Source organism: Rhodoferax sp. GW822-FHT02A01, from assembly GCF_038784515.1.
In the GTDB taxonomy this organism is placed as follows: Bacteria; Pseudomonadota; Gammaproteobacteria; order Burkholderiales; family Burkholderiaceae_C; genus Allorhodoferax.
Genome location: NZ_CP152376.1, coordinates 2,728,881 through 2,749,657, shown reverse-complemented (window position 1 = coordinate 2,749,657; position 20,777 = coordinate 2,728,881). Strand labels below are relative to the sequence as shown.

The following is a 20,777-nucleotide window of genomic DNA, read 5'->3' as shown; positions in this document are numbered from 1 at the left end:
GAAGAAAGGCCATCGTATGAACACCGCAGCATCCACCTCAACAACCCCAGTTACCCAATCGCGCACGGTCGAGCGAATGGTCGCCGGCCAGGCCACATCGGACGGCGCAGGCGTCAAGCTGACCCGCGTGCTCACGCAAAACCTGCAGCACCGTCTGGACCCGTTTCTGATGCTGGACGCCTTTGGCAGCGACAAGGCCGACGATTACATTGCAGGCTTCCCTGACCACCCGCACCGCGGCTTCGAGACGGTGACCTACATGATTGCCGGGCGCATGCTGCACCGTGACAGCGCCGGACACGAAGGCTTGCTGCAGAACGGTGGCGTGCAGTGGATGACAGCCGGCAAGGGCGTGATCCACTCGGAGATTCCGCAGCAGGAAGAAGGCGTGATGGAGGGCTTTCAGCTCTGGCTCAATCTGCACAGCAGCGAGAAGATGAACACACCTTGGTACCGCGACTTCCAGGATGCCAACCTGCCCAAGCTGGTGACCGATGACGGCGTGGCTGCCACCGTGATCGCCGGCCACAGCCATGGCGTGCAGGGCGCGGTCACACGCGACATCACCCAGCCGCTGTACCTGGACCTGCATATGCCCCAGGGCAGCCAGTTTGAGCAGCCACTGCCGGCCGATCACAATGCCTTCATCTATGTGTATCGCGGGGAGGTCAGCATCGGTGACACCACCGTACCCGTGCAACGCATGGCCATATTGGCCAACACGGCACAGGCGGATGGCGTGGTGATCAAGGCCAGTGCAGATGCCAAACTGATCCTGATTGCTGGCAAGCCCTTGAAGGAGTCCATCGTGCAATATGGTCCGTTTGTGATGAACTCGCAGCAGGAGATCTACCAGGCGCTGAGCGACTTCCGCGACGGAAAGCTTGGAGAGACTGCCTGAAGCGGAACCACTTTTGAAAGAAGAACGGACATGACCATTGAAGCCCGACTGCACCGTGCCAACGGCGCACTCACCACCCTGAGCAACGGCCGCCACGTGTGGAATGCGGACGTCGACAAGGCCACCGGCTCCGATGATCGTGCGCCGGACCCGCACGATCTTTTGGATTCGGCACTGGCGGCCTGCACCACCCTGACGCTGGAGGTCTACATCCGCCGCCGTCAGATGGCGGTGACCGATCTGCGCGTCACGGTGGACCGTGTGGAAGGCAAGGACGAACAAGGCCAGCCCTTCTACCAGATGCAACGCCGTATCCACATCGATGGCGATATCACTGAGGCAGAGCGGCAGCGGCTACTGGAGATCGCCAACAAGTGCCCCATCCACAAGCTGCTCAGCGGCGATATCCGCATCCAGTCAGAATTGTCTTGAATGGACGCGGTTGGCCTGCAGCATGTGCGAACGCTGTGGATCTGAGCTACGAAAGTTCTTTGCATGTAACCCGCTGCGAACTATATTGGGTGCAGTTCCTTCACTGCCCCACCCCCTATGCCACTTCGTATCGCCCTGATCGCCCACGACAACAAGAAAAACACCATGGTTGAACTGGCCAGAGAATTCGCTCCGTTCCTCAGCCGTTGCGAACTGTGCGCCACGGGAACCACGGGCGGCAGGTTGGCCAACGAAGTTGGACTCCGTGTGGAGCGCATGCTCAGCGGCCCCATGGGAGGCGACTTGCAGATCGGCGCGCGCCTGGCGATAGGCGGGCTTGACGGCATCATCTTTCTGCGCGACCCCATGACGCCACAGCCGCACGAGCCCGATATCAATGCACTGGTACGCGCAAGTGACGTACACGATGTGCCCTGCGCCACCAACCTGTCCACTGCACGGCTCATGCTGGCGCAATGGTGCGCACAGGAATCGGCTTAAGGCGTATTTCCCCACACCGTCCGTGGTTTATTCGGGCGCAAAATATGATGATCATCATATTTTGATACATTGCGGCCATGCAAATCAAACCCAGTCGCCGCGAAGCCACCCATGAACGCATTCTTGAAGTTGCGTCCTTGGCACTGCGCCGCAATGGGTACAGCGGCGTGGGCGTGGCTGACGTGATGAAGCAGGCTGGTCTGACCCATGGCGGGTTTTACGCCCACTTCCCTTCGCGTGACGCCTTGCTGGCCGAAGCCATTGCGCGTGCCGGACGGGACAACGCCGACGGCACGATGCGGCGCATCGCACGCAAACAGGCTGGCGGCAAGAGCACCTTGCGTGCGCTAATTGAAGACTATCTCTCGGAAGCCCATTTGCGGGATGTCGAAGGCGGCTGTGTCGTGGCGGCGTTGAGTTCCGAAATGCCCCGGCAGTCGCCAGAGCTGCAGCAAGCCGCGTCCGAGCGCGTACGCAGCCTGGTCAATCTGGTGTCACACGCCCTTCCCCCGGGCGGCACTGCCGATCAGGCCATGGCCATTGCCGGCAGCCTGGTGGGCAGCCTGCAATTGGCACGCACCCTGGGCTCCAATGCGCAGGGCAAGGCCATGCTGGCCGCTGCGCGCAATGCGCTGCTGGCGCAGTACGCCTCCGACTGAACAAATCCTCTCCATTCGTTTTGCCGTTTCTTTGTCCAAAAATATGATGATCATCATATATTCAACCCACCATCCAAGGAGTTCCCATGAAAGTAGCTGACGCAACCATTCTGATTACCGGTGCCAACCGCGGCCTGGGCCTGGCATTTGCACGGGAGGCGCTGGCGCGCGGTGCGCGCAAGGTGTATGCCGCTGCGCGCGATCCATCCACGGTGACGCTGCCCGGCGTGATTCCGGTGAAGCTGGACGTGACCAATCCTGAAGATGTGGCTGCTGCCGCGAAAAATTTCCCGGATGTCACGCTCCTGATCAACAACGCCGGCATTGCCGCCACCGGCAGCGTGTTGGCACCGGACAGCATTGCCTCCGCACAGCGCCACTTTGATACCAATGTGTTCGGCCCTATCCGGCTGACCCAGGCTTTTGCGCCCATTCTGGGGGCCAATGGGGGCGGAGGCATTCTCAATGTGCTGTCCATTGCCAGCTGGATCAACGGGCCTTTGCTGGGCGTCTATGCCATGAGCAAGTCGGCTGCCTGGGCCATGACCAACGGCACGCGCATTGAGCTCAGTGCGCAGAAAACCCAGGTGCTGGGCCTGCACGTCGGCTTTATCGATACCGATCTGACGCATGGCTTCGATGTACCCAAAGTCTCCCCCGAAGCAGTGGTGCGCACCGCGCTGGATGCGCTCGAGGCAGGTGCCAGCGAGGTACTGGCCGATGACGTGACGCGGCATGTCCATGCCGGCCTGTCGGCCAACCCGGCGGTCTACCTGCACGCGCTGGAACGCTGAAGACGGGGCCCAACGGCCCGCGGCACTTCAGCCTTGCCAGGCCTGGATGAAATGCGCGGCTGTCTCCGCAACAGCCTGCGCAGTTTTGCCGGGTGTATAGAGCTGGCTGCCAATGCCGAATCCGGTCGCCCCGGCCCGTTTCCAGGCTGCCATGTTGACCGGGTCAATGCCACCCACTGGCCACACCTCGGTGCCTGCGGGAAGTACGGACTTGAGGGCCTTGAGGCCCGCGAGACCCAGGGTGTCGGCAGGGAATATCTTCAGCGCATGGGCACCCGCCTGCAGCGCGGTGAAGGCTTCGGTGGGCGTGACCACACCGGGCGCACTCAGCATGCCCAGCTCAACCGCGCGGGCGATGACCCGGGCATCGCAGTTGGGCGCCACCATGAGGCGGCCACCGGCCGAATGCACGGCGTCAACGTCTGCCACCGTGAGCATGGTGCCGCCACCCACCAGGGCGTCGGCAGGCAGGGTGCGCACCAGCAGGTCGATGCACTCCAGTGCTTCGGGGCGGTTCAGCGGAACTTCCAGTGCACGAAAGCCGCTGGCATACAAGGCCGCACCCACGGCCTCTGCGTCTTGCACGGTCAGCCCGCGCAGGATGGCAACCAGGGGGAGCTTGCGGGTTTGGACCAATAACTGGTGGGGAGTCGTCACGTGTTTTTCCAATGGGTTTGCAAATGGGACAGAGCCCCGATAAAGGCCTGCTCCGCATCAATCAGGTGGCAGTGCAGGCCGAGTTGTTCTGCACTGGCGCGGTACAAGGTGGCCAGTGCGGGCGAGCCGATCAGGTAAAAGTCCTGCACCGACGATGTGGCACCAGGGCGCCCCAGTACGTCATGCATTTCGTGCCCGATCAGCAGACCACTCAAATAGGCGCGGGCACTGCTGGATACCATGTCGCCACACACCACCCGTGCACGGCAGCCAAACAGCAAGTGGCTGAGCGAACCTTGCGCGGACGCTTGCACGCCGTCCGCAAAAGCGGCCTGGTCCCAGGATGCTTCCTCCGCACCAATGGCCGCCGCGATGGTCCCCTGCTTGCTCAGCAAGTCAAACAGTTCACCGGTCATATAGGTGCGCAGCTGCTGAATACGCCCGGCCCTCAGCTCCACCCACTTGCTGTGGGTTCCGGGCAGCACAAACCAGCCGCTGTGGTGACCCAGCGTGACTGCGCCCAGCAGCTGCGTTTCTTCGCCGCGCATCACATCCGGCTGACCGTGGCTGTCGCGCACACAGTAGCCCGGCACGATCACGGCTTGCAAGTCCAGACGCCCAGCGGGCACGGGATACAGATGCTTCGCCAGATCAGTCAGCAGCACGGATTCATCCACATAAGGGACCTGCACCCAGCCCAGCGCACTGCCCACCATGCCGGACATCACCACCTGGGTCGTGTCGACATCCAGCGCCTGCAGTGCCTGGACCAGCGCCTGTTCAAAGCGACCCTTGCTGGCTAGCGCACCTTCGCCGTCTGCATGGGTGCGCAGGCATTGGCCCTGGTCATTGAGGGCATAGGCGCGACGATGGGTGGTGCCCCAGTCAACGCCTACCATGGCAAGCTGCTGCGGCATTTCGGAAACCGACACGCTCAAGCCAGGGTATAGGCCGTCTTGACCACGGTAAAGAACTCCTTGGCATAGGTGCCCTGCTCGCGCGAGCCATAGCTGGAGCCCTTGCGGCCACCGAACGGCACGTGGTAGTCCACCCCGGCCGTTGGCAGGTTGACCATCACCATGCCCGCTTGCGAGTGGCGCTTGAAATGCGTGGCGTATTTGAGCGAGGTAGTGGCAATGCCGGCTGACAGGCCAAACGGCGTGTCGTTGGCCACAGCCAATGCTTCGTCATAGTCCTTCACGCGGATGACGCTGGCCACCGGGCCAAAGATTTCTTCGCGGTTGATGCGCATCTGCGGCGTGCTGTCCACCAACAAGGCGGGAGCCATGTAGAAGCCCTCGGTGTCGCGTTGCAAGCGATCTCCACCTGCGAGCAGCGTGGCACCTTCGCTCTGGCCGATATCCACATAGGACATGTCCTGCTCGAGCTGGGCCAGCGAGGCAACCGGCCCGATGTCGGTCCCTGCGGCGCAGGCGTCGCCCACCTTGATGCTGGCCATGCGCTTTTGCATGGCGTCAATGAAGGCGGGGTAGATCTTGTCGGTCACGATCAGGCGGCTGGACGCTGTGCAGCGCTGACCGGTGGAGTAGAACGCGCTCTGCACGCACAGCTCCACAGCCACACCCAGATCGGCGTCGTCCAGAACCACCTGCGGGTTCTTGCCGCCCATCTCGAGCTGCACCTTCTTCATGTTGATCGCACACGCTGCCGCAATGCGTTGCCCCACACCGACCGAACCGGTAAAGCTCACGGCAGCAATACCGGGATGGTTGACCAGCGCATCGCCAATGACACTGCCGCGCCCCATCACCAGGTTGAACACGCCTGCCGGAATGCCGCTGCGGTGGATGATGTCGGCCAGCGCCCAGGCGCAGCCCGGTACCAGGTCGGCCGGCTTGAGCACAACGCAATTGCCATAGGCCAGGGCAGGTGCAACCTTCCAGGCGGGGATCGCCATCGGAAAATTCCAGGGGGTGATCAGGCCGATCACACCCAGAGGCTCGCGGGTGATTTCCACGCCAATGCCGGGGCGAACCGAAGGCAAAACCTCGCCGCCCAAGCGCAGGCATTCACCGGCGAAGAATTTGAAGATGTTGCCAGCACGTGCCACTTCGCCAATACCCTCGGCGCGGGTCTTGCCCTCTTCGCGCGACAACAGGGTTCCGAGTTCCTCACGGCGGGCCAGAATTTCCGTGCCGATCTTGTCCAACGCATCCGCACGTGCCTGCACGCCCGAGGTGGACCATGCGGGAAAAGCCTTCTGCGCGGCAGCCACGGCCATATCGAGCTGTGCCACATCGGCCTGGGCATAGTCGCCCAGGCTGTCCTGCAGGTTGGAGGGGTTGATGTTGGGCGCGTAGTTGGGCGCTGCCAGCCATTCGCCGGCAATGAGGTTGTGGTGTTGTGTCATGGTTTCTTTCAGTGTCCCCAGCGCAAAACCAGGGGGTCCAGTCGCCGTGCAACTTCCAGCAGCCCCTTGCGGACTTCCGGATGCATGGCGGGAAAGGGGTGGCGCGGCGCTTCGCAGGCGATTACGCCGCCCTCGCGCATCAGTGCCTTGGCGGTCAGTATGCCGCCCTGGCGGTTTTCATAGTTGATCAGCGGCAGCCATTGTTGGTAGAAGGCGGCGGCCGTGTCACGGTCGCCGGCAGCATGCGCATCCACAATGCGACGTATGCCATCCGGATAGGCACCACCGGTCATGGCGCCAGTGGCACCTGCGTCCAGGTCGGGCATGAGCGTGATGGCTTCCTCACCATCCCAGGGACCTTCGATGGCAGCGCCGCCCAGGCGAATCAACTCACGCAGCTTGGAAGCCGCACCTGCCGTCTCGATCTTGAAGTAGCTGACATGCTCAATCTCCTGCGCCATGCGTGCCAGGAAGGGTGCAGACAAGGGCGTGCCGCTTACAGGCGCATCTTGGATCATGATGGGGATGTCGATGGCGTCCGACAGCCGTGCATAGAACTCGTAGATTTGCGCTTCCGACACGCGGATGGTGGCGCCGTGGTAGGGCGGCATCACCATGACCATGGAGGCGCCCTGCTGCTGCGCGCGCACGCTGCGATCCACACAGACCTGGGTGCTGAAGTGGGTGGTGGTGACGATTACCGGCACGCGCCCCTTCACATGGGCCAGGATGGCGGAAGTGAGCACTTCGCGCTCCGCATCCGACAGCACAAACTGCTCCGAAAAATTGGCCAAGATGCACAAGCCCGTGGAGCCGGCATCAATCATGAAATCCACGCAGCGCAGCTGGCTCTCCAGGTCCAGTGCGCCATCTTCGGTAAACGTGGTGGGAACGACCGGGAATACGCCCTTGTAACGGGCTGCAGTAGTTGTTGTCATGGAGACTCGCCTTACTTCTTCTTGTTGTACACGTCCACGCATACGGCTGCCAGCAACACCAGGCCCTTGATGACCTGCTGGTAGTCGATGCCAATGCCCATGATGGACATGCCGTTGTTCATCACACCCATGATGAAGGCGCCAATCACCGCACCCAGCACCTTGCCCACACCGCCGGAAGCCGATGCACCTCCGATGAAGCAGGCCGCAATCACGTCGAGCTCAAAGCCCAGACCGGCCTTGGGTGTAGCGGTATTGAGTCGCGCTGCAAAGATCAGTCCGGCCAGGGCCGACAGCACGCCCATGTTGATGAAGGTGTAGAAGGTCAGCCGCTCGGTCTTGATGCCCGACAGGCGTGCGGCCTTCTCGTTGCCTCCCAACGCATAGATGCGTCGGCCCAGCGTGGTGCGGGAGGTGACAAAGTCGTACACCAGCATCAGCAGCAGCATGACGATGAGCACATTGGGCAGACCCTTGTAGGAAGCCAACAGGTAGCTGAAGGCGGCAATCATCCCGGCGAACACCAGGTTCTTGATCATGAAGAACACCACCGGCTCGCTTTCCATGCCATGGCGTACCCGGGCGGCGCGGCCGCGGATCTTGGAGACCAGCAGTATCAGCGCCATCAGCAAACCCGCAATCAGCGAGGTGATGCGCAAACCTTCACCGTGCAGGGGATCGGGAATGAAGCCGGTGCTCAGGAGCTGGAATTGCTCCGGGAACGGGCCCACGGATGAGCCCTGCAACACCGCCAGCGCCAGCCCCTTGAACACCAGCATGCCAGCCAGCGTGACGATAAAGGACGGTATCTTGTAGAACGCCACCCAATACCCTTGTGCCGCACCGATGACGGCACCCAGCACCAGGCAGATAAACCCTGCCAGCGCAAAGTTGACGTTGTGGTTGACCATCAGCACCGCGGCACAGGCTCCGACAAAGCCGCTGACCGAGCCCACCGAAAGGTCGATATGGCCGGCCACAATCACCAGCAGCATGCCCAGCGCCATCACGATGATGTAGCTGTTCTGCAGGATCAGGTTGGTCAGGTTGAGCGGCTGGAACAGGGTGCCATCGGTTTCGATCTGGAAGAACACCATGATGACCACCAGGGACATCAACAGCCCGTACTCGCGCACGTTGTTTTTCAGGAAGCTCAGACCGCTGATCTGCCCCTGCTCTTTGTTTTGTAGGGTTTGGGTTGCCATGTTCAGTTCACTCCGGATGTCACAATCGATCGCATGATTTTTTCCTGTGTCGCTTCGGCAGCCGAGAATTCGGCCACGAAAGCTCCCTCGTTGAGGACACAGATTCGGTCGCACATACCCAACAGCTCGGGCATCTCGCTGGAAATCATCAGCACGCATTTGCCCTCTGCGGCCAGCTGCGCGATGATGGTGTAGATCTCGTATTTGGCACCCACATCGATGCCGCGCGTGGGCTCATCGAGTATCAGCACCTCGGGGTTGGAGAACAGCCATTTGCTCAGCACCACCTTCTGCTGGTTTCCGCCCGACAGGTTGACGGTACGTGCGTACACATCGGGGCTGCGGATATTGAGCTTGCGCCGGTACTCTTCTGCCACCTTGAATTCCTGGCCTTCGTGGATCACGCTGTTGCTGGACACCGCCTCCAGATTGGCCAGCGTGGTGTTCCAGGCGATGGTTTCTTCCAGGACCAGGCCGTAGCCCTTGCGGTCTTCCGTCACATAGGCAATGCCGTTGTCGATGGCCTTCTGCACGGTGCTGGTATCCACGGGCTTGCCGTGCACGAACACCTGGCCACTGATGTCGCGCCCATAGGTGCGACCAAAAATGCTCATGGCCAGCTCGGTGCGACCGGCGCCCATCAGTCCGGCGATGCCAACGATCTCACCCTTGTTGACATGCAGGTCCACGCCCTTGATGACGACACGCTCGGGATGCACGTCGTGGTGGACCTTCCAGTTCTTCACCTCGAACACCTTGTCGCCGATCTGGGGCGTGCGCTTGGGATAGCGGTCGGCCATCTCACGCCCCACCATGTGGCGGATGACGACGTCTTCGCTGATCTTGCCGGCGCTGCAATCCAGCGAGGCTACGGTAGCACCATCGCGCAACACCGTGATGCTGTCGGCCACCTTGGAAATTTCGTTGAGCTTGTGCGAAATCAGAATGCAGGAAATGCCGTGACCCTTGAGGTCCAGCAACAGCTCCAGCAGCGCGTCGCTGTCGGTCTCGTTCAAACTGGCCGTGGGTTCGTCCAGGATCAGCAGTTTGACTTCCTTGGACAACGCCTTGGCGATTTCAATCAGTTGCTGCTTGCCCACACCCAGATTGGTGATGAGCGCATTGGGAGACTCGTTGAGCCCGACCTTTTTCAGCAGGGCCTGGGTCTTGACATAGGAAGCGCTCCAGTCAATCACGCCACCATGGGACTGCTCGTTGCCCAGAAAGATGTTTTCGGTAATCGAGAGCAGCGGTACCAGCGCCAGCTCCTGGTGGATGATGATGATGCCCTTGTGCTCGCTGTCGGCGATGCCACGGAACTGGCAATCCTCGCCCATGAACCGAATCTGGCCTTCAAAATCACCGTGCGGATAGACACCGCTGAGCACCTTCATCAACGTCGATTTGCCGGCGCCATTTTCTCCAACGATGGCATGGATTTCACCGGACCTGACGGTCAGGTTGACATCACTCAAAGCACGCAAGCCGTGGAATGACTTTTTGATTCCACGCATTTCAAGAATAGGGTCTGCCATTGCCTTGTCTGTCTCTCTTCTTGTACGAAATAAAAAGGCCCTGTGCGTTGCTGCACAGGGCCTTTGACTGTAGCCCTGAAACGCTTACTTGAGTTGTTCTTCCTTGATATAGCCGCTGCCGATCAGCACCTGCTTGTAGTTGGAAAGATCCACAGGGATGGGTTTGAGCAGGTAGGAAGGAACCACCTTGACCTTGTTGTTGTAGGTCTTGGTGTCGTTGATTTCCGGCTGCTTGCCGCTCAGCACCGCATCCACCAGGTTGGCCGTGACTTTGGCCAGCTCACGCGTGTCCTTGAAGATGGTGGAGTACTGCTCCTTGCGGATGATGGATTTCACCGAAGGCACTTCCGCATCCTGGCCGGTCACGTAGGGGTAGGGCTGCGATGCCGAGCCGTAGCCCACGCCTTTGAGGGAAGACAGGATACCGATGCTCAGACCGTCATAGGGGGACAGCACAGCGTCCACGCGCTTGTTGCCGTAGTAGGCGCTCAGCAGATTGTCCATGCGGGCCTGGGCCACGGCACCGTCCCAGCGCAGGGTGGACACCTTGTTCATGCCCAGCTGCTTGCTCTGCACGACCAGCTTGCCCTTGTCGATGTACGGTTGCAGCACGGACATGGCGCCGTCATAGAAGAAGAAGGCGTTGTTGTCATCCGCAGAGCCGCCGAACAGTTCGATGTTGAACGGGCCCTTGCCTTCTTTCAGGCCCAGCGCCTTTTCCAGGGACTGTGCCTGCAGCACGCCAACCTGGAAGTTGTCGAAGGTGGTGTAGTAGTCCACATTCTTGCTGCCCACGATCAGACGGTCATAGGCAACAACCTTGATGCCCTTGTCAGCGGCCTTTTGCAGGGCGTTGGACAGGGTGGTGCCGTCAATGGAAGCAATAACCAGCGCCTTCACACCCTTGGTGATCATGTTTTCGATCTGGGCCAGCTGGTTGGGGATGTCATCGTCGGCGTACTGCAGATCCGTCTTGTAGCCCTTGGCTGCCAGCGCTGCCACCATGCTGTTGCCGTCACTCACCCAACGGGTGGAAGTCTTGGTGGGCATTGCCACGCCGACTGTGCCTTTGTCCTGAGCCTGTGCAACGGGCGTTCCGATTGCAAAACCCAGCACCAAAGCGGCGGCCAAAGTCTTGAGAGTTGTTCTACGAGCAGTCACTGTGCGTCTCCTGTAATTGATTGGTGTCATTTCTAGCGTCTTTGCCTTCTGGCTCAGATGGCGAAATCATATGGACAAGTTCGATGCTTATCCAATATAGTTTGACCAATATCCAATACACAAATTGAGATTGGTAATAACCCTAATATGACAAATTACACCCATTGGTTCCTGAGGGCCCGCCTGAAGACGCGCCAACTGCTGCTGCTGGTGGCTTTGTCGGAGGAAGGCAACATCCACCGCGCGGCCCAGGTGCTCAACATGACGCAGCCAGCCGCGTCCAAGCTGCTCAAGGATCTGGAGGATGTGCTGGAGGTGTCTCTGTTCGAGCGCCTGCCGCGGGGCATGCGCCCCACTTGGTATGGCGAAACCATGATCCGGCACGCCCGCGCCGCGCTGGCCACGCTCAACCAGGCCCATGACGAGCTGCAGGCGGCCAAGAACGGTCAGTTCGGGCAGGTCAACATCGGCTCCATCACCGCCCCGGGGCTGGCCCTGCTGCCGCCCACGGTCGCCTCGGTCAAGCAGGCACATCCCAATCTGCACATCACCATCCAGATCGAGCCCAGCAATCTGCTCATCGAGCGCCTGAACCGGGGCACGCTGGACATTCTGGTGGGGCGGCTTTCAGCTGAGCACGACCAAGGCGCACTGCGTTACGAAGTGGTTACCGACGAGCCGGTTTGCGCCGTGGCGCGTCCGGGCCATCCCTTGTTTTCGGTGAGCAAACTGACGGTGGAAGACATGTTGGGCTACGGCTGGATCGTGGCTCCCGCTGGCAGCGCGCTGCGGCATCGGTTTGACCTGATGTTCCAGGAGCTCAACCTGCCGCACCCCACCAACAGCGTGGAGACCAGCTCGCTGCTGTTCATCGCCAAGATGATGCAGCAAAGTGACATGGTCAGCGTGATGGCTACCGACGTGGCGCGCTATTACGCGGACCACGGGCTTTTTTCCATCCTGCCCATCACCCTGCCCTGCGACATGGAGCCCTTCGGCTTCATCACCCGGCGTGACCGCCTGCTTTCGCCGGCCGCTCAGGTGGTGCTGCGCAGCCTGAAGGCGTCGGCCATGGTGGTGTACGGCAAGCAGTTCGATCTGGAACTGCCTGCCTGAAGGCAGCGTATGCGCAGGCTAGTTCCAGCCAGCGTCGACCTTGAACTCCTGCGCGGTGCACATGGCTGCGTCGGCGGATGCCAGGAACAGCACCATGCGCGCCACGTCCGAAGGCTTGAGCTTGTCCGGCAGGCACTGATTGCGCTTGATTTCCGCCTCGCCCTCGGCATTGAGCCACAGGGCAATCTGGCGCTCGGTCATGACCCAGCCCGGCGACACGGTGTTGACCCGGATGCGGTCTGCGCCCAGACTGCCCGCCAGCCCGCGGGTGAGGCCATTGACCGACGACTTGGCAATGGCGTAGCAGGGATAGGCACTGCCTTTGGTCTGCCAGCCGGTGGAGCCCAGGTTGATGATGGAACCGCCGCCCAGACGGCGCATGCCCGGCACCACGGCCTGGATGGCAAAGAAGGCGGGGCGCTGGTTGACGGCCATGCGTTCGTCCCAGTACTCGGGCGTCACCGATTCCAGCGTATGGCGGTCGTCACGGGCCACGTTGTTCACCAGGGTGGAAAAGTCACCCAGTTCCTGCTGGGCTGCGGCAATGGCGGCCTGCAGCGCGGCCACGTCGCGCACGTCGCAGGCGCGCCACCACACCGGGGTATGACCACGTTGCGCCACGCGCTCGGCCAATGCCTGGCTTTCGGTGGCCGCCATGTCGACAAAAGCCACCTGTGCCCCCTGTTCGGCAAAGGCTTCCACCATGGAAGCACCGATGCCGGTACCCCCTCCGGTGATGAACACCCGTTGGCCACGCAGGCTGGGAAATGTGGCCAAGGTTGATGCGGTCATAAAAGAGCTCCTATTGATGTATTGCAATTTAAATATGGTTATCGACTATTAATTCATTTTCTATTATCACTATGCATGGTTAGCATCCAACTTGTCAAGAACCAAGGGGGTACTACCTCCGCCACAAAAGAGGCATACACATGGACACACCAAAACCCCCGTTCCGCCGCAGCCACGCCTGGTTTGGCAAGCAGGACCGGGATGGATTCGTTCACCGCAGCTGGCTCAAGAACCAGGGCTATCCGCACGACCTGCTGGATGGCCGCCCCATCATCGGCATCTGCAACACCTGGAGTGAACTCACTCCCTGCAACGGCCACTTCCGCGAGCTGGCCGAATTCGTCAAACGGGGCGTCTACGAGGCCGGCGGCTTTCCGCTGGAGTTCCCCGTCATGTCGCTGGGCGAAACCCAGTTGCGCCCCACCGCCATGCTGTTCCGCAACCTGGCCAGCATGGACGTGGAAGAAAGCATACGCGGCAACCCCATAGACGGCGTGGTGCTGCTGATGGGTTGCGACAAGACCACCCCTTCCCTGCTGATGGGCGCTGCAAGCTGCGATCTGCCCACCATCGGCCTGTCCGGCGGCCCTATGCTCAACGGCAAGTTCCGTGGCAAGGACGTAGGCTCCGGCACCGGCGTGTGGAAGATGTCCGAGATGGTTCGCGCCGGCGAAATGACCATGCAGGAATTCACCTCCTGCGAAAGTGACATGCACCGCTCCAAGGGCAGTTGCATGACCATGGGCACCGCCTCCACCATGGCCAGCATGGTTGAAGCACTGGGCATGTCCCTGCCCGAAAACGCCGCCCTGCCCGCCGCCGATACCCGCCGCAATCGCCTGGCACAGCTGACAGGCCGACGCATTGTGGAAATGGTCAAGCAGGACATCCGCATGTCGCAGATCCTGACCCGCGAAGCCTTTGAAAACGCCATCCGTACCAACGCTGCTATTGGCGGCTCCACCAATGCGGTGATCCACCTGCTGGCCGTGGCCGGACGCATGGGCATTCCCCTGACCCTGGACGACTGGGACAAGCTGGGTTCGGAGGTCAACTGTCTGCTGAACCTGCAGCCTTCTGGCCAGTACCTGATGGAAGACTTCTGCTACGCCGGTGGCCTGCCTGCCGTGTTGCGCGAAATTCTGCCCCTGCTGCACGGTGACGCGCTCACCGCCAACGGCAAGACCTTGCGTGAAAACGTGGAAGCAGCCCCCTGCTACAACCGCGAAGTCATCAAGACCATGGACGAGCCCTTCATCCCCGCTGCAGGCATTGCGGTGGTGCGCGGCAATCTGGCGCCGGACGGTGCCGTGATCAAGCCGTCCGCAGCTTCTCCGCACCTGCTGACACACCGTGGCCGCGCCGTGGTGTTCTCGTCCATTGAAGACTTCCACGCCCGCATTGATGATCCCGATCTGGACATCGACGAGAACTGCGTCATGGTGCTGCAGAATTGCGGCCCGCGCGGCTACCCCGGTATGGCCGAAGTGGGCAATATGCCACTGCCACCCAAGGTGCTGCAAAAGGGCATTACCGACATGGTGCGCATCTCGGACGCCCGCATGAGCGGTACCGCCTACGGCACCGTGGTGCTGCACACCAGCCCCGAAGCAGCAGCCGGTGGCCCGCTGGCCCTGGTGCGCAATGGCGACATGATTGAACTCAATGTGCCCGAGCGCAAGCTGCACCTGGACGTGTCCGATGAAGAGCTGGCCATTCGCCGTGCCGCCTGGGCTGCGCCCGAAAAACCGGCACGCGGCTATTACAAGCTGTATGTGGACCATGTGCAGCAGGCCCACCTGGGTGCCGACCTGGACTTCCTGGTGGGCAAGAGCGGTGCCGGCGTGCCGCGCGATTCCCATTGAGCACCGTGGCTAACGCTGCATCGCGCGCACCCGTGCTGGGTCAGGCCCACGTGGTCTGGCCTGCCCAGGCCGAACTGGGTGAAGGCACGCTGTGGTCGGTACGTGAGCAGGCGCTGTACTGGGTGGATATCCTGGGTCGGCGCCTGTACCGCTACAAGCCAGCGCAACAGACACGCGACAGCTGGTCCTTTGAAGAAGAAATCTCCGCACTGGCAGAGCGGCGCGATGGCACGGGCCTGCTGGTCACCCTGCGCCACGACTTTGCCTATTTCGACCCACAAACAGGCGACCTGCAGCGGTTGCACCGCGCCGAAACGGACAAGCCGGGCAACCGCTTCAATGACGGTAAATGCGATGCACAGGGCCGCTTCTGGGGCGGCACCATCGACTTTGCCTGCGAGCAGGCCACGGGCGCCATCTACCGCTTCACTGCATCCGGCGAATGCCAGACCATGCACCCCGGCTATGTGGTGAACAACGGCCCCACCTGGTCGCTGGACGGGCGCACCATGTATCTCAACGATACGGTGCGAGGACGTGTGCAAGCATTCAATTTCGATCCGGCAAACGGCACCCTGCACAACGAGCGCAACTGGCTGCCGTTGGCGCCTGTTGACGGCTATCCGGACGGCATGACCACGGACGCGCAAGGCCGTCTATGGATCGCGCACTGGGGTGGCGCCTGTGTCACCTGCCACGACCCGGTCACTGCGCAGGAACTGGCACGCGTTGCCTTGCCCACCAGCCACATCACCAATTGCGTGTTTGGTGGCCCGGACCTGCGCACGCTCTATATTTCGAGTGCCCGTGTCGGACTCAGCCCCGAGCAACTCGCCGCCGAGCCGGACGCCGGCGCCCTGTTCAGCGTGGATACCGATTGCGTGGGCCTGCCCAGCCCCCTGTTCGGCTAAATCCACCAGGTATCACGCTGCGGTTGGGGTACCGTGCCACCCCCTAGGGAAAACACCGAGGCAGGTAGTAATGCATTACTACCCGTTCCTTGGGTGCACTCCTACACTGAAATCTCCCAACCAACCAGGAGACATTCATGTCCAAGAAGATTTTGATGCTGTGCGGCGATTACGGCGAAGACTACGAAACCATGGTCCCGTTCCAGACCATGCTGTCCATTGGTTACACGGTGCATGCGGTATGCCCGGACAAAAAAGCCGGCGACTACGTCATGACCGCTATCCACGACTTTGAAGGCGCCCAGACCTACAGTGAAAAACCCGGCCACCGCTTCACGCTCAACGCCAACTTTGCCGAGGTCAACACCGCCCACTACGACGGCCTGCTCATCCCCGGCGGCCGGGGTCCCGAATACATTCGCCTCAACCCGCGCGTGATTGCCATCACCAAGGAATTTGCCGATGCGGGCAAACCCATTGCCGCGGTCTGCCACGGCGCCCAGATACTGGCTGCCGTGCCCGGCATCATCCGTGGCAAGCGCATCAGTGCCTATCCGGCCTGCCGTCCGGAGGTGGAGCTGGCAGGTGCGACCTATGCGGAAATCGCCATTGACGCCGCGGTCACAGACGGCCAATATGTAACGGCGCCGGCTTGGCCCGCGCACCCGGCCTGGCTGTCACAGTTCTTCGCCCTGCTGGGCACCAAGATCAGCCATTAGCAACGCAAGGCGGCCCCGGCAGCTGTGCCCGGGGTTCGCTGCAGAAACACAGGATGCTCCGCATGTGCCAGATATTTGTGCAAGCCAACCCGATGAGCTACGAGGCTACGACCCGCAGCATCCGACTGCATGGCGTGGTCACCAGTGTGCGACTGGAAAACCTGTTCTGGGACACGCTGGAAGAAATTGCCACGCGCGACGGCATGAACGTGCCGCAGCTGCTCTCCAAGCTCTACGACGAGCTGCTGGCGCACCGCGGTGACATCCCCAACTATTCCAGTTTTTTGCGGGTCTGCTGCCAGCGCTATCTGGCACTGCAGGTGGACAACCGCATTCCCCGGGATTTGAGCATCCCCATCCGTTCGTTGAACCCGCACGCAGTGCTGCACGGCGCGCGTCCCAACTTGGTGGAAGTCAAGGCCAACGCCTGAACGGGGCCTAGCGGGAGAACCAGCGGGTGGACGCGGACATAAAGAGCCGCGAAGTCACAAACACATCAATGGGCGCGGTCAGGCAAAAGCTGATCACGTCCAGACGGGTCAGGCCGGAGTCATCCAACGCCATCAGCGAATACGACAACACCAGTAACAACAGGTACGCGGTTCTGGCCCAAACCCGCGCAGCGGCCACCTGAAGATAGACGATTACGGCAGACGAGATGATGAAGCTGGAGAACAGCAATGCGTGCCAGTCCATACCGTCCTCGCATACCAGGGCCTGATACACATTGAAAGACTGTCCGATGACCACGCTAAGCCACATGCCCACGATGGCGTAGCGCACGGCCTCGGGCATGCCGCTCCTCGTTGTCGGGGATGGGGAATGGGTTGGATCGGCGCTACGCATGGGTGCTTCAGGATGGAAGTCCAGTTTAACAAACACCGCTATTCGTCAAGTGGTGGCCTTGCTGCTGCGCCAGCACGCAGCAGGCCCCACGATCGCCAAGCCTGCGGGCAATCAGGCGGCGTCTGGAGCCACTTGGTGATTGCCCATGATCTCCAGTGCACGCACCAGACCGGAGTGATCCAGATTCTGCAAGCCATTGGCGCTGCACACCTGCATCAATTGGGCGGCACCTGCCGTTTGCGGCAAGGCCAGCCCCAGCTCGCGCGCGCCCTGCAACGCCAGCCCCAGGTCCTTCTGGTGCAAGCCGATGCGAAAGCCCGGGTTGAAGGTGCGTTTGATCATGCGCTCGCCGTGCACCTCCAGAATGCGGGAGGCCGCAAAGCCACCCATCAACGCCTGCCGCACCTTGGCTGGATCAGCGCCGGCTTTGCTGGCAAACAGCAAGGCTTCACCCACCGCAGCGATATTGAGTGCCACGATGATCTGGTTGGCCACCTTGCAGGTCTGGCCGTCGCCATTGCCACCCACCAGCGTGATGTTTTTGCCCATGTGCTGCAACAACGGCAGCAGACTGGCAAAGGTGGCTTCGGAGGCGCCCACCATGATGGTCAGGCTGGCCGCCTTGGCGCCCACTTCACCACCGGACACCGGGGCGTCCATGTATTCGCAGCCCAGCGCATTAATGCGTGCAGCGAAAGCCTTGGTCAGCACCGGCGAGATGGAACTCATGTCCACCACGGTCTTGCCCGGCGTGAGACCGGAAGCGACGCCGTTCTCGCCGAATAGAACGGTTTCAACGTCGGGCGTGTCGGGCAGCATCAGAAATACGATGTCCGCCTTCTGCGCCACTTCCTGCGCACTGCTGCAGGGCAGACCACCGGCTTTGAGCAGGTCTTCGGGAATCTGGTTGCGGGTGTGCAGGTGCACGGTGTGCCCGGCGGCGATCAGGTGCCCAGCCATGGGGGCTCCCATGATGCCCAGGCCGATGAATCCAAGAGTAGTCATTGCGTAAGTTCTCTGCGGTGTTGAAAAAATCAGACTGTGTAGCGGTCACGCAGTGCCTGGGTTCCCTGCCGGAACACACCCAGGTCGCTGCCCACAGCTACAAAGGTCGCACCCATCTCCATGTAGCGCCGTGCATCGGCCTCTACCGGAGCCAGGATGCCGCAGGCCTTGCCCGCGTTGCGTGTGACCTCGAAGATCCGTGTAATGGCTGCCTGCACATCCGGGTGCCCCGCATTGCCAAGGTGCCCATACGTGGCGGCCAGATCGGATGGCCCCACGAATACACAGTCCACGCCTTCGGTGGCAGCGATATCGCCTACCGCGGCAACGCCCTGCGGACTTTCAATCTGCACGGCCACCATGATGTGGCGATTGATTTCCTGAAAGTAGTTGGGAATCGAGCCGTAGCGGTTGCTGCGCTGGGACACCGACACACCACGCACGCCTTCGGGTGGATAGCGCGTGGCCGCCACGGCACGCGCCGCATCGGCTGCACTGTGCACCATGGGAATGAGGAAGTTGTAGAACCCTGCATCCAGCAGTCGCTTGATCTCCACCTCATTGTTGCTGGTGGGCCGGACAATCGGTGCGCTGCGGCTGTCTTTGAGCGCCATCAGTTGCGGCACAAAGGTAAGAACGTCATTGGGCGAGTGCTCACCGTCCAGAAGAATCCAGTCAAAGCCTGCAACGCCCAGCACCTCAGTGGTGATCGGACTGGCCAGCGAACACCAGCAGCCGATCAGGCGCTGGCCATTGTTCAAAGCCTGCTTGAAGGAGTTGGGAAATGATTGATAGGGTGTATGTTGTGTCATGGCAATGTGCTTCAAGTAATCGGTGCGGGATTGAACAGCACCAGCGCGTTATGCAGCTTCCAGTGCTCGGCCCAGGTCTTCTTGCGGCCGCTGGCGACCTCCAGCATCAGACGGAACAGCTCCCAGCCCACGTCGGCGATGGAGGCTTCGCCATCGGCAATGCGTCCGGCGTTGAGGTCCATGAGGTCGTGCCAGCGCGTGGCCAGCTCGGTGCGGGTGGCCACCTTGATGACCGGTACTTCGGCCAGTCCGTAAGGCGTCCCGCGTCCGGTAGTGAACACGTGCAGGTTCATGCCGGCTGCCAATTGCAGGGTTCCGCAGATGAAGTCGCTGGCTGGTGTGGCAGCGTAGATCAGACCCTTGGTGCTGGCCTTTTCGCCGGGCGAGAGCACGCCGCTGATGGGTGCCGTGCCGGACTTGATGATGGAGCCCATGGCCTTTTCCACGATGTTGGACAGACCACCGGCCTTGTTGCCCGGCGTGGTGTTGGCACTGCGGTCGGCGCTGCCTCGGCCCAGGTAGGCGTCATACCAAGCCATCTCGCGGGCCATGGCCTGCGCCACCTCGGGCGTGGTGGCGCGCGCCGTCATCTGCTCCACGGCGTCGCGCACTTCGGTGGTTTCCGAGAACATCACCGTGGCACCTGCGCGCACCAGCAGATCGGTGGCAAATCCCACCGCGGGGTTGGCGGTCACACCCGAGAAGGCATCACTGCCTCCGCACTGCACGCCCACCACCAGTTCGCTGGCGGGCACCGTCTCGCGGCGGCGGGCATTGAGGCGCTCCAGATGGGCAGCGGCGGAATCCATGATGGAGTCCACCATGGACATGAAGCCCACATGCTTGTCGGCCTGCAGACAAACCACATCAAGAGCCTCGTCACTGCGCAAGGGAATGCTGCCAGCCGGCAGCAGGCGCTCGGGCTGCAGTTTTTCGCAGCCCAGGCTCACCACCATCACCTCGCCACCGAAGTTGGGGTTGCGACTGATATTGCGCAAGGTACGGATGGGGATGATGGCGTCCGGCGCGTCAATGGCGACGCCGCAGCCATAGCTATGCTCCAGCCCCACCACGTCGTCCACGTTGGGATAGCGCGGCAACAGTTCAGCCTTGATGCGCCCCACGGCAAACTCCACCACGCCCGCCACACACTGCACGGTGGTGGTGATGGCTAGGATGTTGCGCGTGCCCACCGATCCGTCGGCATTACGGTAGCCTTCAAAGGTGTAACCCGACAGCGGCTCCTGCGCCACGGCCTTTGCCGTGGCCATGGGCAGGTCACTGAGACTGCGCGCTGCAGGCATGTGCAACAGGCGCTCGTGCACCCAGCTGCCGGCTGCAATGTCCTGCAGAGCGTAACCAATGGGCACGTTGTAGCGCAACACCGGCGCATCCTTGGCGATGGCGCGCAGCGCAACCTTGTGCCCCTGCGGCACGCGGTCACGCAACACCAGACCATCGGCCAGCACCGTACCTGCGGCCAGGCCGCCATCGTTGGCGACGATGGCGACGTTGTCATCCGCATGCATGCGGATGGTCAGCGGAGGCTTAGTCATG

General features: G+C 61.5%; 22 protein-coding genes. 10 read left to right on the top strand and 12 right to left on the bottom strand.

The genetic code is table 11. The annotated features are described in order from the left end of the window. Nucleotides 1-16: 16 nt before the first annotated feature. From AAGF34_RS12980 to AAGF34_RS12960, 5 genes are all read left to right on the top strand, one after another. Entirely contained in the window at nt 17-901 is an 885-nt protein-coding gene (locus tag AAGF34_RS12980) for a pirin family protein (RefSeq protein WP_342616145.1), read from the top strand. A 30-nt stretch (nt 902-931) separates the two neighbouring features. Further along, on the top strand, nt 932-1,333 hold the full coding sequence (locus tag AAGF34_RS12975; RefSeq protein ID WP_342616144.1) for an OsmC family protein: 402 nt from the start codon (nt 932-934) through the stop codon (nt 1,331-1,333). A gap of 117 nt (nt 1,334-1,450) precedes the next feature. Next, nucleotides 1,451-1,834: a methylglyoxal synthase gene (locus AAGF34_RS12970; protein WP_342616143.1), complete on the top strand. Its 384-nt coding sequence runs from the start codon at nt 1,451-1,453 to the stop codon at nt 1,832-1,834. Nucleotides 1,835-1,911: 77 nt separating this feature from the next. Further along, on the top strand, nt 1,912-2,493 hold the full coding sequence (locus tag AAGF34_RS12965; RefSeq protein WP_342616142.1) for a TetR/AcrR family transcriptional regulator: 582 nt from the start codon (nt 1,912-1,914) through the stop codon (nt 2,491-2,493). 86 nt (nt 2,494-2,579) lie between these two features. Then, complete coding sequence (locus tag AAGF34_RS12960; protein WP_342616141.1) at nt 2,580-3,287, top strand: SDR family oxidoreductase; 708 nt, start codon at nt 2,580-2,582, stop codon at nt 3,285-3,287. A 27-nt stretch (nt 3,288-3,314) separates the two neighbouring features. On the opposite strand, the gene AAGF34_RS12955 is transcribed toward AAGF34_RS12960, so the two are convergent. The 7 genes from AAGF34_RS12955 to chvE form a co-directional block, all read right to left on the bottom strand. Next, a complete protein-coding gene (locus AAGF34_RS12955) occupies nt 3,315-3,944 on the bottom strand; it encodes a 2-dehydro-3-deoxy-6-phosphogalactonate aldolase (protein ID WP_342616140.1) in 630 nt (209 codons plus the stop codon). Continuing rightward, nucleotides 3,941-4,876: a 2-dehydro-3-deoxygalactonokinase gene (locus AAGF34_RS12950; protein WP_342616139.1), complete on the bottom strand. Its 936-nt coding sequence runs from the start codon at nt 4,874-4,876 to the stop codon at nt 3,941-3,943. The genes AAGF34_RS12955 and AAGF34_RS12950 overlap by 4 nt, the downstream gene beginning before the upstream one ends. Before the next feature lie 2 nt (nt 4,877-4,878). After that, a complete protein-coding gene (locus AAGF34_RS12945; protein ID WP_342621016.1) occupies nt 4,879-6,315 on the bottom strand; it encodes an aldehyde dehydrogenase family protein in 1,437 nt (478 codons plus the stop codon). A gap of 8 nt (nt 6,316-6,323) precedes the next feature. Next, nucleotides 6,324-7,253: a dihydrodipicolinate synthase family protein gene (locus AAGF34_RS12940; protein WP_342621015.1), complete on the bottom strand. Its 930-nt coding sequence runs from the start codon at nt 7,251-7,253 to the stop codon at nt 6,324-6,326. A gap of 11 nt (nt 7,254-7,264) precedes the next feature. Continuing rightward, entirely contained in the window at nt 7,265-8,458 is a 1,194-nt protein-coding gene (gene mmsB / locus AAGF34_RS12935; RefSeq protein WP_342621014.1) for a multiple monosaccharide ABC transporter permease, read from the bottom strand. 2 nt (nt 8,459-8,460) lie between these two features. After that, the gene (gene mmsA / locus AAGF34_RS12930) at nt 8,461-9,972 is read right to left on the bottom strand and encodes a multiple monosaccharide ABC transporter ATP-binding protein (protein ID WP_342621013.1); all 1,512 of its coding nucleotides are present in this window, start codon (nt 9,970-9,972) and stop codon (nt 8,461-8,463) included. 105 nt (nt 9,973-10,077) lie between these two features. Beyond that, complete coding sequence (chvE, locus tag AAGF34_RS12925; protein ID WP_342621086.1) at nt 10,078-11,112, bottom strand: multiple monosaccharide ABC transporter substrate-binding protein; 1,035 nt, start codon at nt 11,110-11,112, stop codon at nt 10,078-10,080. A 189-nt stretch (nt 11,113-11,301) separates the two neighbouring features. Here chvE and AAGF34_RS12920 point away from each other — a divergent pair, with 189 nt between their 5' ends. Next, nucleotides 11,302-12,270, top strand: a complete 969-nt coding sequence (locus tag AAGF34_RS12920; RefSeq protein WP_342621012.1) for a LysR family transcriptional regulator — start codon at nt 11,302-11,304, stop codon at nt 12,268-12,270. 18 nt (nt 12,271-12,288) lie between these two features. Here the strand turns inward: AAGF34_RS12920 and AAGF34_RS12915 are convergent, their stop codons facing one another. Then, on the bottom strand, nt 12,289-13,062 hold the full coding sequence (locus AAGF34_RS12915; RefSeq protein WP_342621011.1) for an SDR family oxidoreductase: 774 nt from the start codon (nt 13,060-13,062) through the stop codon (nt 12,289-12,291). Nucleotides 13,063-13,202: 140 nt separating this feature from the next. On the opposite strand from AAGF34_RS12915, the gene AAGF34_RS12910 reads away from it, so the two are divergent. The 4 genes from AAGF34_RS12910 to AAGF34_RS12895 all read left to right on the top strand — a co-directional run bounded on the left by AAGF34_RS12910 (nt 13,203) and on the right by AAGF34_RS12895 (nt 16,988). After that, nucleotides 13,203-14,927, top strand: coding sequence for an IlvD/Edd family dehydratase (locus AAGF34_RS12910; protein WP_342621010.1), 1,725 nt, complete (start codon nt 13,203-13,205; stop codon nt 14,925-14,927). A 5-nt stretch (nt 14,928-14,932) separates the two neighbouring features. Further along, nucleotides 14,933-15,838, top strand: coding sequence for an SMP-30/gluconolactonase/LRE family protein (locus tag AAGF34_RS12905; RefSeq protein ID WP_342621009.1), 906 nt, complete (start codon nt 14,933-14,935; stop codon nt 15,836-15,838). Between the two features lie 137 nt (nt 15,839-15,975). Continuing rightward, complete coding sequence (locus AAGF34_RS12900; protein ID WP_342621008.1) at nt 15,976-16,557, top strand: DJ-1/PfpI family protein; 582 nt, start codon at nt 15,976-15,978, stop codon at nt 16,555-16,557. Nucleotides 16,558-16,619: 62 nt separating this feature from the next. After that, on the top strand, nt 16,620-16,988 hold the full coding sequence (locus AAGF34_RS12895) for a ribbon-helix-helix domain-containing protein (protein WP_342621007.1): 369 nt from the start codon (nt 16,620-16,622) through the stop codon (nt 16,986-16,988). 7 nt (nt 16,989-16,995) lie between these two features. Here the strand turns inward: AAGF34_RS12895 and AAGF34_RS12890 are convergent, their stop codons facing one another. The 4 genes from AAGF34_RS12890 to garD all read right to left on the bottom strand — a co-directional run bounded on the left by AAGF34_RS12890 (nt 16,996) and on the right by garD (nt 20,776). Beyond that, complete coding sequence (locus AAGF34_RS12890) at nt 16,996-17,352, bottom strand: hypothetical protein (RefSeq protein WP_342621006.1); 357 nt, start codon at nt 17,350-17,352, stop codon at nt 16,996-16,998. Nucleotides 17,353-17,514: 162 nt separating this feature from the next. After that, on the bottom strand, nt 17,515-18,408 hold the full coding sequence (locus AAGF34_RS12885; protein WP_342621005.1) for a 2-hydroxy-3-oxopropionate reductase: 894 nt from the start codon (nt 18,406-18,408) through the stop codon (nt 17,515-17,517). Between the two features lie 29 nt (nt 18,409-18,437). Continuing rightward, nucleotides 18,438-19,220 carry a 2-dehydro-3-deoxyglucarate aldolase gene (gene garL, locus AAGF34_RS12880; RefSeq protein ID WP_342621004.1) on the bottom strand — a complete coding sequence of 261 codons (783 nt, stop codon included), beginning with the start codon at nt 19,218-19,220 and terminating at the stop codon, nt 18,438-18,440. A gap of 11 nt (nt 19,221-19,231) precedes the next feature. Further along, nucleotides 19,232-20,776: a galactarate dehydratase gene (gene garD / locus AAGF34_RS12875; protein ID WP_342621003.1), complete on the bottom strand. Its 1,545-nt coding sequence runs from the start codon at nt 20,774-20,776 to the stop codon at nt 19,232-19,234. Nucleotide 20,777 lies beyond the last annotated feature (1 nt).